Annotated in this window: 12 protein-coding genes and 3 pseudogenes; all 15 read left to right on the top strand. The window is 34.9% G+C overall.

What is annotated here, in order from left to right:
• The 15 genes and pseudogenes from ACFFIX_RS17710 (at position 1) to map (ending at position 14813) form a co-directional block, all read left to right on the top strand.
• The gene (locus ACFFIX_RS17710) at positions 1-384 is read left to right on the top strand and encodes a DoxX family protein (protein WP_378936331.1); all 384 of its coding nucleotides are present in this window, start codon (positions 1-3) and stop codon (positions 382-384) included.
• A gap of 472 nt (positions 385-856) precedes the next feature.
• A pseudogene (gene xerA, locus ACFFIX_RS17705) lies at positions 857-1846 on the top strand (site-specific tyrosine recombinase/integron integrase).
• 215 nt (positions 1847-2061) lie between these two features.
• Positions 2062-3615, top strand: coding sequence for an RNA-directed DNA polymerase (locus ACFFIX_RS17700; protein ID WP_378936329.1), 1554 nt, complete (start codon positions 2062-2064; stop codon positions 3613-3615).
• A 492-nt stretch (positions 3616-4107) separates the two neighbouring features.
• On the top strand, positions 4108-4374 hold the full coding sequence (locus ACFFIX_RS17695) for a phage holin (protein ID WP_378936327.1): 267 nt from the start codon (positions 4108-4110) through the stop codon (positions 4372-4374).
• A gap of 655 nt (positions 4375-5029) precedes the next feature.
• The gene (locus tag ACFFIX_RS17690) at positions 5030-6310 is read left to right on the top strand and encodes a S8 family peptidase (protein ID WP_378936325.1); all 1281 of its coding nucleotides are present in this window, start codon (positions 5030-5032) and stop codon (positions 6308-6310) included.
• Between the two features lie 83 nt (positions 6311-6393).
• Positions 6394-6741: pseudogene (locus ACFFIX_RS17685) on the top strand (zinc-binding dehydrogenase); the annotation flags it as partial.
• A 12-nt stretch (positions 6742-6753) separates the two neighbouring features.
• Complete coding sequence (locus ACFFIX_RS17680) at positions 6754-7161, top strand: LysR family transcriptional regulator substrate-binding protein (protein ID WP_378936467.1); 408 nt, start codon at positions 6754-6756, stop codon at positions 7159-7161.
• A gap of 687 nt (positions 7162-7848) precedes the next feature.
• The gene (locus ACFFIX_RS17675) at positions 7849-8172 is read left to right on the top strand and encodes a DnaD domain protein (RefSeq protein WP_378936323.1); all 324 of its coding nucleotides are present in this window, start codon (positions 7849-7851) and stop codon (positions 8170-8172) included.
• A gap of 287 nt (positions 8173-8459) precedes the next feature.
• Positions 8460-9038, top strand: coding sequence for a TetR/AcrR family transcriptional regulator (locus tag ACFFIX_RS17670; RefSeq protein WP_317122742.1), 579 nt, complete (start codon positions 8460-8462; stop codon positions 9036-9038).
• 88 nt (positions 9039-9126) lie between these two features.
• Positions 9127-10299 (top strand): MFS transporter, encoded by a 1173-nt coding sequence (locus tag ACFFIX_RS17665; RefSeq protein WP_378936320.1) that lies wholly within the window; start codon positions 9127-9129, stop codon positions 10297-10299.
• Between the two features lie 27 nt (positions 10300-10326).
• Entirely contained in the window at positions 10327-10755 is a 429-nt protein-coding gene (locus ACFFIX_RS17660; protein ID WP_378936318.1) for a PaaI family thioesterase, read from the top strand.
• Positions 10756-10790: 35 nt separating this feature from the next.
• Positions 10791-12026 carry a beta-ketoacyl-ACP synthase II gene (gene fabF / locus ACFFIX_RS17655; protein ID WP_378936316.1) on the top strand — a complete coding sequence of 412 codons (1236 nt, stop codon included), beginning with the start codon at positions 10791-10793 and terminating at the stop codon, positions 12024-12026.
• Between the two features lie 727 nt (positions 12027-12753).
• On the top strand, positions 12754-13557 hold the full coding sequence (gene blaOXA, locus ACFFIX_RS17650) for a class D beta-lactamase (RefSeq protein ID WP_378936314.1): 804 nt from the start codon (positions 12754-12756) through the stop codon (positions 13555-13557).
• Between the two features lie 224 nt (positions 13558-13781).
• Positions 13782-13862, top strand: a pseudogene (locus tag ACFFIX_RS17645) (NUDIX hydrolase); the annotation flags it as partial.
• A gap of 210 nt (positions 13863-14072) precedes the next feature.
• Complete coding sequence (gene map, locus ACFFIX_RS17640; protein ID WP_378936312.1) at positions 14073-14813, top strand: type I methionyl aminopeptidase; 741 nt, start codon at positions 14073-14075, stop codon at positions 14811-14813.
• Positions 14814-14978: the final 165 nt, after the last annotated feature.

Below are 14978 nucleotides of genomic sequence, written 5' to 3'. Positions count from 1 at the left end.
ATGAAATGGGTTTTTCGTATCATTCAAGGATTGCTTGCCATAGTTTTTTCACTTGCTGGAATCATGAAATTAATCGGACATGAACAACAAGTCCAGATGTTTACAGAAGCCTTTGGCTATTCCTTATGGTTTATGTACTTAACAGGCATATTTGAAATTTTAGTAGCCATAGGGTTTATAGTAGGTTTTGGGAAATCTCAATTTACTTTCCATGCCTCCGTTTGGTCAGTGTTGCTTATGGCAGGTGCGGCAATTTCGCATATTAATGCTGGTGAGGAAATGGTTGAAGCGATGCCATCGATTATTTTATTGATTTTAGGATTCGTCACTTTTATCGGTAAGCGAACAATGATATCAAAAAAAGAACAAAGTAATTTGGCATAAAAACAAGACAACTGTAATGGCAATTTAGTGATTTCAAGCTAAACTAAGTGAATTTTAACAAGTGGCTATGCTTTATTCTCTTAAATTGTTGGTGTAGGTATTATAGGTGCTCCAAGATGGAGATTAAACGAATCAGAAGGGGGAGAAATAATCAAATTAATTTTTAAAGAAGGGGTCGTTATTTGACGGTCCCTTCTTTTTCGTATAATTTTTGGTGTAAGTTTTTGAAGAAATCTACTAAAACTATAGGGGATAATGCTGAAGAAGAGATATTAATAATACAGTGTTCTTTTGCTGCACAGTACAACGATACTAGCTATAAACAACCATTATGAGACGATTACCCCAAAAGTAATCGTCTCTTTCTTATTCAAAGGATCAAAAAAGCGGTTCATACTTACTCAGTTGGTATTTTTGCTGTTTGTATAGGTAATCCTTAGTTACTAATAAGAACTAAGGAGAGTTGATTATTATGAATCTAGGTGAGCAAATATTATCAGATTTAGTTGCTGCTTTAAAAGATTTGTATCCTGATATTGAAGTGGAAAGTACAAAGAATAAATTATCTACTGTTCTATCAGGGTATTATTTTCAAAGAGTTGAGTTAGGTGAGGTACATCCTGACCTTGAGGATAAAATACAATTGTTCATCTCGGCAAAAAAACTAGAAGGTTTAAGTTCTATTACTCTAGACAACTACCTCATGGAATTAAGTATGTTTGCTGATATTGTAAAAAAGAAGGCTGAGGACATAGCTACAGCAGATGTTCGAATGTATTTAAGTCAAGATGGGACCTTAAAAATGAGCACAATTAGAAAGAAATTATCTGTTTTAAAGAGTTTTTTTAGTTGGTTAGCTTCAGAAGAATATATTAAGCGTGATCCAACTACCAAATTAAAAGCTCCAAAAGATGAATACCGACTTCCAAAATCATTATCAATCGAAGAACTAGAAATGTTAAGAGAATCCTGCGATACAGTCCGGCAGCGTGCTTTTCTAGAAATATTGTATGCAACGGGTTGTAGATTGTCTGAAGTTCATGGATTAGATAAAGCTGATATCAATCTACAAAAAATGAGCACATTAGTTATTGGTAAAGGTGATAAACAAAGGGAAGTCTATTTTTCAATTAGAGCAATGTATCATTTAGGTAAATATATAAAAGGAAGAAATGACAATTGTGAAGCCTTGATGGTTACAGAGAGAAGACCTTATAGAAGATTATCTAAACGAGGAATACAAAGAGAAATAGATATAATCGCTCAAAAAGCAGGTTGACAAGACAAAGTAAGTCCCCATGTTTTAAGACACACTTTTGCTACTTTAACGTTAAATAATGGTGCTGAATTGGTTGCGATTCAAGAGCTCTTAGGTCATAGTTCACCTGATACGACACTAAGGTATGCAAAGATTACTCATGAGCGAAAGCGAGAGCAGCATAAAAAGTATCTGATTCAGTAAGCTGCTGTTCATTTGACTAAATCCTGCGCAATAAATAACTTTGTATATAAAAGAATGTACTTTAAAATAAGAAGTTTTTTATTGGTAGGTTTTCAATAATAGGACCAGATTGTGGAGGAAACATGTAGGCACATATTTTTTAAAGGTAATTTTCTATTATATGGTAAACTATCCCTATAACGTAATTGGGTTTTAATAACCAGATGGAGGAAATTATGAAACTAGAAAAGGAATCAATTCTATGGGGAATTGAGCACATTTTTAAAGATAGTGATACAGATTTGTTTCCTAAACCAGAAGAAATTAAAATTATTTATAGTGATAAAGAGAATATAGCGAATGAACTAGCAAGTATTGATATTAGTAATTATTCTTGGAAACCTTGTAGAAGGTTTATTATTCCTAAAACTGATTTGTCCTATAGAGTAGCCACTCAGTTAGACCCGCTGGATAGTATTTTAATGGCATCAATAATGTATCAGTTCGGAAATGAAATAGAGGCTAAAAGAATACCGAAAGAAGACAAAAGGGTATTTAATTATAGATTCAATCCAAGCTCAGATGGATATTTTTACAATGATTATAATTCATGGAATCAGTTTTGGAACGCGTGTAGGGAGAAAGCACAAACTTATAAGTTCGCAATATATGTTGATATAGCGGATTTTTATAATCAAATTTATCATCATACCATTGAAAATCAATTGATAAGTTGTGGATTACCTAATCCTGCTAAGAAATCAATTATGAATCTTTTAGAATCGATTACACAACGTGTTTCAAGAGGAATTCCAATTGGTCCTCATTCAGTTCACCTCTTAGCTGAAATGTCTTTAATACCTGTAGATAATAGTTTGTTAACAAGAGGTATTGATTTTTGCCGCTACTCTGATGATATTGTTATGTTTTGTGATGATCCTATACGTGCAAAAAAACTAGTATATGAGATAGCGACCATATTAGATAAGCAACAAAGATTAATCCTACAAAACCAAAAGACAAAAATCTATTCCTCTGCAGATTTTATTACCCATTGTGATAAAAACCTAAAGGATAATCCGATCAATAAATTAGAAGAAGAAATAACGGAGGTCTTAAGAGAATATACAGCTGGTGGGTATGGGGCAATTCGAGCTAAAATGATACCAGATGAAAAGATGAAACTGTTCTCAGAGCAAAATATTGAACAGTTATTGAATAAATATCTACAACAAGATGAGCCCAATTATAGTAGGATTAGATGGTTATTTAGAAGAATTTCACTAATTGGCACTCCTAATGCTATTGGATATGTCTCAAGGAATTTTGATAATCTTATTCCAGCTATCAGTGATATTTCTAGGTACTTCATTTCAGTAGCAAATAAACAAAACAAAAAAATGTATGATGTTGGAGAAGAACTTATTAAATTAATGGATACAGATATTTTTAAAGTTAATGATTTTTTTCAAATATCTATTTTAAGTCTATTTGCAAATACAGTTCACTTTAATCATATTCAAAAAATTATTTCCAAGTATAATACTTCATCCGAAAATATAAAAAGAGAAGTTATACTTTGTGCTAATGTCTCGAAGCAAACAGACTGGTTAAGAGAGTTAAAAGAAGACCACCCAAGATTAGATGTATGGAGTCAGAGAGCTTTTTTAATAGCTTGTAGTAATTTTCCAGCAGATGAAAAGAAATTTTATCTACAAGGTATTAAAAGTAAGTTAAGCTCAGAAGATATACTTGAGAATTTGTTAATTAAATGGGCTAAAAGTTCATAACTAATTTTAGCTATAAAATCCCTGTTCAACAATCGGGCATTTACGTTGAATAAGTATAACGAAAATACAAAAATGTTATTGTTGCACAGTACAACGATACTATGCAATAGAAAATTAATATTCAACAATCGGGCGCGCGAGAAATGGTTAATCGTCCAATTGAATTTAATTTAGGCGTGACAAAAAAAGAACGCTTCGAATGAAGCGTCCTTTTAAAATAAAGCTACGAAAAAAAATTGTGGTAAACTATATTATTCAGAAAAGATTTTTGTTTCTTAGACAGGGGATAAAGGGATTTTGGCCAAAAAAGCTTCTTTATATTTGTTATTTTCCCTTTTACCTTCGTTGTCACATTAGAGAGAAATTAATCGAGTAATTGATATAGGTGAATTGTTTGAAAATGTAATTTAATTTGTATAGGCTTATTTATTATTCAGAGTTGGTATCTAAACATATCATACATGGGAAGAGGTGAGGAAGGAGGAAGGATAAATGATCAACTGGAAAGTGCGCTTTAAAAATACTAAATGGGTTATTGGATTTGTATCTCAATTATTAATTATAGCTCAAATGTTAGCTGTAGGCTTAAATCAAACAGGAGCTATCGACTTTGTTTGGACAGATGAAATCAACGGATGGGTTTTAGGTTTTGCTAATGCTATATTAGTTGCTCTCTCCTCGTTAGGAATTGTTCAAGATCCAACGACTAAAGGTTATTCAGATAGTAATCAAGCTAGAGGATACACTAACCCTAAGTAAAGTTTCGGGGTGGAATTTTACAACTTTTTCTTTGCTCCTCATTAATTTGGTGGGCTTTTTTTATTTTAAGAAAGAAGGATAATAGTTTGTTAGATTATGTAATAGTAGTAATTGGTCCTAATACAAGGGAAGTTGATCATCTGATGATAAGCAGTAAATTTCCCCCACTATATAAAACATATACTCATCAAAGCATATTAAACCTAAGATTGGCTTGGTTACCTTAAGAAACAACTGCTTAAGCTTTTCAAGACCAATCGTATCCACAGAGGCTCCATGATAAGTCCTTAATCACTTATCTCTAAACTGTACACGAAGATAAAAGGTGCATTCTATCGATCTTCTGTCGCTGATACCTGTATATAAGGGGACTTCATTTCAAAAAAACCACCTATACAATAACGATTTTCTCCTTTTTCCCACAAATAGCTTTTTTAATTTTAGCTACCCTGTTATTGAGTAACTTAGAGATTCTATTTATTTTCTAATGTTCTGTTGTAAATGTAGATAATCTTATTCAAAAAAGGTTCTTCCTCTATCTTTCTCTAGTTTTTTTACCCTTTTGCTAGTTTTTGTACGAAATAATCATTCCATCTTCTCCTATTTTACGTACTATATCTTGTTACGTAAAAAAATAAGAGAGGAATGAGAGTCTATGTTAGGTTTTTCTATGATTCAGTTGGTTCGTCGAATGGGAAATAAACTTGATAAAGACATGCGCCATGAACTAGTTCAAACTTATTACCCTTTTCGTGCTGTTCCATGCTTTTTGCATCGTCCCTTAGAATATATAAGAAAAAAGACAAAGAGCTTACCATTAATCATTGAGTTTGAACAAGATGCTTTTGAGGCTGGCTTAAGTGATATAAAGAATACAAAATGTCGTACACTTAATGAGTTTCCATCCATTTCTAGTTGCTCTACTAAATTATCATTAGGAAAAATCGAGCAATTACTTGAAAACTGCAGTCACATCAAAAAGATCTATTATGATCGAAAAGTAACGGCATTACTCGATGTAGCTACTCCAGCGATCCACTCTGATCAATTAAAACAGAATGGCTTCACAGGAAAAGATGTAACAATTGCTGTTATTGATACAGGCATCCATCCACATCAAGATTTACAAGGGCGGATCACAGGTTTTATGGATTTTGTTAATAACAGAACTGATCCATATGATGATAATGGACATGGGACTCATTGTGCAGGAGATGCAGCAGGCAACGGGTTATTGTCCAATGGGAAATATCAAGGGCCTGCATCAGAGGCTAACGTAGTCGGGGTTAAAGTTCTAGATAAAAAGGGGTCTGGTTCACTTTCTACCGTAATATCTGGTGTTGAATGGTGTATCCAAAATCAATCACAGTTAGGTATTGACATTCTTTCTTTATCACTAGGATCCGATGCAACGCAACCTGCCGCAGATGATCCCGTCGTAAGAGCTGTTGAAACGGCATGGGATAATGGATTGGTTGTTTGTGTAGCAGCAGGTAACTCTGGTCCATCGGAGGAAACCATTGCTAGCCCTGGAATAAGCCCTAAAGTAATTACTGTTGGGGCTGCCGATGATACGAATACTGTTGATCGTTCCGATGATTCAGTAGCCGATTTTTCAAGTCGCGGTCCAACAATTGATGGACTAGTAAAGCCTGACCTTGTAACACCGGGTGTGAATATCATTTCATTACGCTCCCCAGGATCTTTCCTTGATAAAATCAATTCAGGCGCAATTGTTGATACAAACTATGTTTCTTTATCAGGAACCTCAATGGCCACACCGATATGTGCAGGTGTAGCTGCACAACTTCTTCAAAAAGACCCATCACTAACCCCTGACCAAGTAAAACAACAGCTTATCAGTGCATGTGAAGATTTGGGACAACTACCTAATGTTCAAGGAAATGGCTATTTAAACGCTGCGAATTTAATTTAATTATCGGAGAATAAATGGTTGTTCTATAAAAAGAGGTATCGGATTAAAGCATGGAATATATGGAAAATCCGTTATAAATGATCTACTTTGCAACCAGTGATCCCGATACATTCACTGCGTTGGCTGGCCGTTTTGACCTCATCTTAAACACAGTGTCTGCCAATCTTGACGTTAATGCATATTTATCTATGCTTCGCGTAGACGGAACACTTGTTAATGTGGGTGCACCAGCTGAGCCAGATCAGTATCATGTGTTTTCATTAATCATGGGCCGCTGCAGCATTGCCGGTTCACTTGTTGGTGGAATCCGAGAAAAACAGGAGATGCTCGATTTCGCAGCTCAACACGGCATTGCCCCTATGATTGAAGTAATCCGTGCTGATCAAGTAGACGAAGCATATGAGCGTGTCATCCGCAGTGATGTACGTTATCTCAGGGAGGAGATGGCCTTCGCGGTACCCATTGGGCATCCATTTGAGGACCAAGATGGGATATCTTTAGAAGCGTTGCGGTCAACACCTTCCATTTTACCTCCAGAAAACTTCTTTGTAAGACAACTTATCAATAAATTTTGTAATGACTTGGGATTTCTGCCCCAGCCAATCTTTGAAATAACAACCATGGAATCTTTAGTTAACATAGTAGCAAAAGGAGCAGGAGTGACCATATTGCCTAAGCCTTATTTAGAGAACCTTAACAATGATAATATAAGGGTCATTCCAATTTTAAATTCTAATCTTGCTCGGGAAGTGGGGGTGGTCTATAGAAAAGATAAATATTTAAGTGCTGCTACACGTATGTTTATTGACCAGTTAAAGGCCACCGCGGATAATTTGAATTTACAGAACTAATAAAAATATTGATTAAAGATTAAAATTATTTTTATAAAATTACGGCTTTTGGTCGGCAACACTAGGAAGTTTTTCTCCCACTAGGTGAATCCAACCAATTGGTACCAATTTTATTTGCCGTGGATTCAGCCGAGACACGTGTAAAAACGGGTCATAGTATTACTTTTATTTCCAAATTATAGGATATCAAAAATAGCATTAAAGAAACACGAATTGTAAAATTCAACCTAAAAATGGTCAAATTCCTGTACACTAAGGAACCGACTTTTTAGATTGGATTGTTTAACTAAAGCCCCCGTTTAGTTTAACAAGACAAAGCAGTTGTTGATTTAAAATAAATTTTGATAATTTGTAAAAAAGTTCGATAATTTATAAAAAAGATTGATAATTTAAAACAAAGTTTGATAAACCCTGTATTAATATAGGGTTTTCTTTTGACCCTTAAATTCCAGCTGTATTGTTCAATTAAAGGGCCAGATTGTGGAAGATCACTACTGGTTGACCTTATAATACGAAAGGGCGCTTATCTGTAATAAGGTAAGTGCCCTTTTTAATGGAATAAAAGATTGAGAAAATCACCTGATTTAGAAATAATTGGTATTAAGAAATCGAGCAGTTTAATTAGAAAAGAGGGGAAAATGTGTAGTTACTCGAATTTTATAGTCTAAATAACGGGGGGATGGAGAATTGCAAGAAAAAAGTTATGAGAAAAGGAAAATGGAATATGAACAAAGGATTGAAGCTAAAACACCTGTAGAGTTACTCACATATCATGGACATATTGTGTCAGAGTCTGATTTAAAAATGATAAAGGAATTGAAGGAAATAGGTCTTAATAATGGTGTCTTAAATGTATTATTGGAACATGTACTGCTTGTTTCTCATAATAGAATTCTTCATCCATTAGTTATAGAACTTGCTAAATATTGGTTAAGTCAGAACATAATTACTGTTGAATATGCAACAAAAGAACAGAGGAAGTACATAAAATGGTTGAAGAATAATTATTAATTCCTCTAACAGTCTTATTAATTCGCTCTTTTCGCAATGATTGTTCCTTTTAAATAAGATAAGGATAACTTTCTTTTTATGGTATTAAAAGTATAGGAGCTTATTCAGCTAAAGGAGCAGGATTGTTTAATAAGATAATGATTTCTTAGAAAGCTAAATAGGCAAAAAGGGGAGATATCTTGGCAATCGGCTCTATTATCATGTTCATTACTTGACATAAACGGTACCAATGGTTTTAAATAATAAAAAAGACCAATTGTTCTTTTTTAAAAAGGAGGTTAGAAAAGATGAATAAAGGGGAGCGAACGAAAAAATTTATTATTGAGCAATCATCGTCTTTATTCAACACAAATGGTTATAAATCCACTTCTATCTCTGAAATAATGAAGGCCACAGGATTAAAAAAAGGAGGTATATTTTATCATTTTGATAGTAAGGAGGATTTGGCCAAAGCTTCGTTTTCATACTCGTTAATCACACTAAAAGAAAACTATTTACAAGCTATCAAATCCAAGGAAAATGCAAACGAGCAATTTCAAGCTTTTACTGATATTTTTATGACTTTGTTCCACAATGACATCTTAGTAGGTGGATGTCCTTTAATGAATGCGGCCATTGAAGCAGATGATTCAAAAATTTTGATTGAAGATTCAATTAAGGAAGGTTTTGCAGGCTTAATCAAGATGATTAAAGCCATAATTGAGTTTGGAAAGAGTCAAAATGAAATTGACAAACATGTTGATTCTGAACAGATGGCGGTGTTCATTATTTCTTCCATGGAAGGTGCATTGGCCCTTAGCAGATTGTATAAGGATAAGCGATATTTAGACATGGTCATCATTCAGATAAAAGCCATTCTTTTCTAATTCTTTTATTTATTATTTTTTTGAATAAAAAAAGACCGTTCGGTCTTTTAATGGAGGGATTTATATTCTAGCACATAAAAGATGGCCTATGTGGACTCAGCTTATGTCGGGTTTCTTATTGGTTATTTCGACTACTGGCTTTGCAAGATTGGCTTATGGTGTGTTAATGCCTTTTATGCAAGCCGACTTAAATATGAACTACACACAAGCAGGATTATTAGCAACAACGATCTCGCTTGGGTTTCTGGCAATTTCTCCTGTAGCTGGTGTTTTAGCTCTGAAGTTTGGAATGAAAAAAGTCATAATGGCAGGTGGCTTTCTCGTCACTGGTAGCTTCATTTTACTTTCATTCTCGAATTCCTTTTATCTATACACACTTATCATGTTTTTTTGTGGGGCAGGAAGTGCTTTTGTATTTTCCCCGATTATGTCTTTACTAGTGATCCAATTCCAAAAGGAAAAAGGATTAGTGCTTGGGGTTTTATTGAGCGGGGTGGGTTCAGGGATGCTTCTTAGTGGTCTAATGACCACCTATTTAATTCAGTACTTTCCAGTATGGGAATGGAGGGCTATTTGGATAATTTTTGCCATTATCTCTATTATAGTCACATTTCTCTCATGGATCGTATTGAAAGAACCAGGAAACAGAGCGTCCAACAAAGATGATAGGAATCTAAGAGTCGCTCATGTCTACAAAAATCAAAAAATCGTTAGGGTAGGCATCATTTACTTTTTAGTTGGAGTGGCTTATCTCATCCCAATCCTTTTTCAAACATCTTTTATGATACACTCCGGGATCAGTGAAAAAGTGGCCGGAAGTCTATTTTCAATATCTGGATTATTTACTATTATTGGTGGTCCAATTTGGGGAATGGTTTCAGATAAAGTAGGGAGAAAAAAATCTCTACTCGTTGCCTTGGCTTTTTGCGTCATGGGAGGGATAATTCCAGTCGTCAATGATCACATAATTAGTTTTATAGCTTCTGCTATTTTATTTGGTTTTTCCATAGGGGGTCTAATGGTCCTCGTCCAAGCCATGGCAGCAGAGCGCTCTCTTCCTTATCTAGTACCGGCCGTCTTGGGCTTTGTAACCATTTTCTTTGCAACGGGTCAATTACTTGGCCCCTTTCTGGCAGGAGCAATTATTGAGCAGTTAGGGGGAGTTCGAGAGGCGTATGTCTTTGCCGTATTCATATTTGTTACTGCCCTTTTTATCACTTCCTTTGTAAGTGAGAAGGAGAAGGTTGTACTTGAACCATAAAACACACATAGTAAAGGGAGATGAATGATGGAGAATACGATTAAACTAAATGCTAACAAGGAAATTTCAGTCCCACCTGTGGCAAAATTAATTGGATTTGAGCCAGTAGAAGTTAAGAATGGAGAGACCGTATTCACATTAAAGACAAAGGAAGCGCATTTCAATCCGATGGGAACCGTACATGGAGGTATTCTATGTGATTTGGCAGATGCAGCAATGGGAGTTGCATATGCTACATTGTTGAATGAGCATGAAACGTTCACAACAGTCGAATTGAAAATCAACTACTTAAAACCCATATGGAAGACGACCTTAAAAGCCCATGCTGTTGTAGTAAAAAAAGGAAGTTCCATCGGTCTTATTGATTGCTCTATTTATGATGAAAATATGTCATTAATTGCAAAAGCAAGTTCTACTTGTATGACTTTAAAAGGGAAAAATGCAAAGAACAGATAATCTTTATCTTTATCTTTATTTTAGGAGGGATTTCAATGACTCGTAGAGTTGTGATAACTGGATATGGTACCGTTTCATGTTTAGGTAGTGATGTAGAAACTTTATGGAATAATATAAAGGCTTCAAAATCAGGAATTAAAAAGGTTGAATTTGAGGGCTATGAAGGTATTAATTCTAAAATAGGTGGTTATGTCGAAGGATTTTTTCCCGAAAATTATTTTGATAAAAAAGAGCTAGGAAAGTATGACAAATTTGTACAATATGCATATGCCGCATCAAAACAAGCATTGGATCAATCAAAATTAACAATTGGTGATTTCGATGCGAATCGATTTGGAGTTTTCATTGGTTCGGGTATTGGTGGTATTGACACTGTACTAGAGAATCATAAAACACTTCTAGAAAAAGGACCAAGAAAAGTTTCTCCTTTTATGGTACCTATGATGATTAGTAATATGGCGGTTGGAATCATTTCAATAAAAACAGGATTCAAAGGAACTAGTTTTGCTCCTGTTTCTGCATGTGCAACTGGAAATCATGCAATTGGAGAGGCGTTTTTGAACATACGTCACGGTTATTCAGATGCCATTTTAGCAGGTGGAGCAGAAGCACCAATTAATCCTTTAGCCTATTCAGGTTTTTCAAGAATGCAAGCAATGTCAACAAATAATGTTTTTCCGACAGCAGCTAGTAGACCTTTTGATAAAAATCGTGATGGTTTCGTAATGTCTGAAGGAGCTGGAATTTTACTACTTGAAGAATATGAGCATGCAAAAAATAGAGGGGCAACTATTCTTGGAGAAATTATCGGATATGGGTCAACAATTGATGCTTTTCATATTACTTCACCAGATTTTCAGGGTGCATTTAGAGCAATGAATCTTGCAATAGAAATGGCTAAAATTAATCCTGCTGATGTTGATTATATAAATGCTCATGGGACCAGCACTCCAGAAGGCGACAAATCAGAAACGAAAGCAATAAAGAGTGTATTTGGTGATCATGCATATAATCTAAAGGTTAGTTCCACAAAATCAATGACAGGTCATCTATTTGGTGCTGCTGGTGGGGTGGAAGGAATCATTACTATAAAAAGTATCTTGGAAAATATTGCACCTCCTACAATTAATTATGAACATTTCGATGAAGAATGTGATTTAGATTATGTACCAAACCACTCAGTTGAATGTGAGATAAATTATGCCATTTCAAATGGTTTTGGTTTTGGCGGACATAATGCCGTGTTGGTATTTAAAAAGTTTTCGATATAGATAAGACTGAAGTAAAAGGACTAATTGAAAGGTTAAATATTATTTTATCGTTTAAATCCTAACTATCTCGATGTTTTAGTAAAATAACTGAAGCCATTTTTGCAGCTCCTTCATATTTTTCGATATGCCACAATCGGGCGCTTTTCTTCAATAAGAAAGCGTCTTCTTTTATTGGGCCAGATTGTTGCATAGCAGGAATTTTGAGAAGGAAATCGAAGTTATTACTATGCTTTTGAGATTATAAACAACTGTCAGTTATGTTGAAAGGAGAATATAAATAAAAATGATACGTACATAACATGTTATTGCGGTGAAGGATGTAGAAGCCAGTTCTAAATGGTATCAGTTGTTACTGGAGTGTGAGAATACACACGAAAGTGGTAAGGTTTTTGAACAACTTATTGATAATGATTGAAAAGTCCTACTTTGTTTCCTCAATGGGGTAATCATAATCATCCTTCGTTAATGGAGCCCAATAGGGGCGAAATAGGGAACGGACTCTTGCTCTTTTTTCGCATTAACGACCTGGACTAAGCGTGGGCTAAAAATGACAATTGTGGAAGAACCTCATCTCAATCCTATAGCAGGACACAACGAATTCACAGTGTTGTGATCTGGAGGGCTATTATGTCACGATCTGCTCACCTTATTTGGGTAATCATTAAACACAAATTTGTGAGGTACTTACCTTGAGACTGAAAGTTTTTTAAAAAAGGAGGATGTAAAAATGAAGATGATTAAGGCTGCTGTAATTTTATTATTCTCAGTCATGCTGACTTCCATAGGATCGACCACGGTGACAGAAGCAAAACAGGAGCAAACAAAGGAATTGGAAATTGATGAGCTATTTAATGGAAAAGAGGGCACGATGGTGCTTAAAAGTCTCAAAAACGATAAAGTTTATGAATATAACAAAGAAAGAGTCTCAAAAAGGTTCACTCCTGAATCTACCTTCAAAGTACCGAATGCATTAATTGGGCTGCAAACATCAGCTGTCAGGGATGAGTATGAAGTCAAGCGCTGGGATGGAGTGGTAAGAGAGTTCGATAGCTGGAACCGTGACCACTCATTAGCTTCTGCTATGAGGGAGTCTGCTATGTGGTTTTATCAGGATATGGCAAAAGACATTGGGGAAACAAGGATGCAAGAGAAGATTAGAATGCTGGAATATGGAAATCAGGATATAACGGGGGGAATCCAATCCTTTTGGCTGGACAGCAGTCTGAAAATTTCAGCTCTTGAGCAAATAAACTTTATGGAAAAGTTAGTAAAGGAAGAGCTACCTTTTGAAGAAAAACATCAAAAAACGGTCAAACGGATGATGATACAGAATGAACAGGATGACTACACGCTTCATGGAAAAACAGGGACAAGGCTTTCGGATCTTGGGCTGGGATGGTACGTTGGATTTATTGATATAAAAAAGGATACCTGGGTATTTGCAGTGAATATCAACGGCTCTGGGACCGAAGCAAAAAATATAACACTCGAAACTTTAAAGCAAATGGGCATTATTGAAGTGGGGAAATAGGAACCTGGAAAATATTCGAGGAGTTATTTTTGAAGTCTTTTGTATTTTCAATATTACGCAAATCGGGCGCTTTTCTTTAATTAGAACGGCGTCTTTCTTTATGAACGGGCCAGATAATTAAATAAGATTTAAGTTATTTTATAGTAAAATGTAGGAGATATATAGGAGGGATACATATGAGTATTAGAAACTCAGCAAAAGCTATTATAATTAGTGGAGATTAGATTTTATTAACAAAAAATCAAGATAATGAGGGATATTTTTATCTTTTCCCTGGAGGTGGACAAGAACACGGCGAAACAATTCATAAGCAGCATATAATCCAGCTTGTGTTCTTTCGTGAATAATTTCTCGTTCAAATTCGGCCAACGCCGGTCTTTTTCTTGATCGAAGAAAAATTCAGCTGAGGGGTATTGTACCAAATAATTTACTTTGTTTTATTTTTCGAAAAAGTAAAGGTACAATTAATACTTATATAGTTTATTGATGATAAAAGATAATGAGGTAGGAAAAAAATGATTGCAAAAACAGAAGAAGATTTTAATGGTTTGAAGGAAATTGGCAAAATTATTGCCTCCATTAGAGATGAATTGGCACAAAGAACAATTCCTGGCATAACGACCAAAGAACTTGATGATATAGCCGGAGAACTTTTAGAAAAATCAGGTGCAGTTTCAGCTCCAAAAGGTGAATATGATTTTCCTGGCTATACTTGCATTAGTCTTAATGAAGAAGTGGCACATGGTATTCCGGGTCATCGGGTTATTCATGAAGGGGATCTAGTAAATATAGATGTATCTGCTTCAAAGAACGGTTATTTCGCAGATACAGGAATTTCATTTGTAGTAGGAGAAGGAGAAGAAGTATTAACGAGAATATGCGACGTTGCTAAAAAGGCATTTGAAGCAGGTCTAAAGAAAGCAAAACCCGGTTCCAAAAAAAGTAGAATCGGAAAAGCAGTATTCGAAACAGCGAGACAGCATGGATTCACTGTTATCAAAAACCTTACAGGACATGGTGTTGGACGTAGAATACACGAAGCACCTGACTATATTTTAAATTATAATGATCCATGGGATAATGAAATATTAAAGGAAGGGATGGTTATCGCATTCGAACCATTTATCTCAACCTTTGAAGAAGAAGTATTCCAAAAAGAAGACGGTTGGACCTATGCTACAGAAAAAAGCTATGTAGCTCAATTAGAACATACGATTATCCTTACTAAAAAAGGTCCGATTATTGTCACACTTTAATTCAAGCAATGAAGTTTCTAAAATTATAAGCCCTTATTTAGACTTTGTATTGTGAATAAATGTACTTAAACTAAACCAGCTAATAGTTTGTCAACATTTTTCAATAAAAACTTAAAGTATTTCATGCTAAACTAAATTTAGGCATGCCAAATAACCTTCCAATAT

The sequence above is a fragment of the Metabacillus herbersteinensis genome (assembly GCF_042433335.1).
GTDB classification, from domain to species: Bacteria; Bacillota; Bacilli; order Bacillales; family Bacillaceae; genus Metabacillus; species Metabacillus herbersteinensis.
Note: the sequence above shows the minus strand (reverse complement) of the source record. Positions and strands in the feature narration are given on the sequence as shown.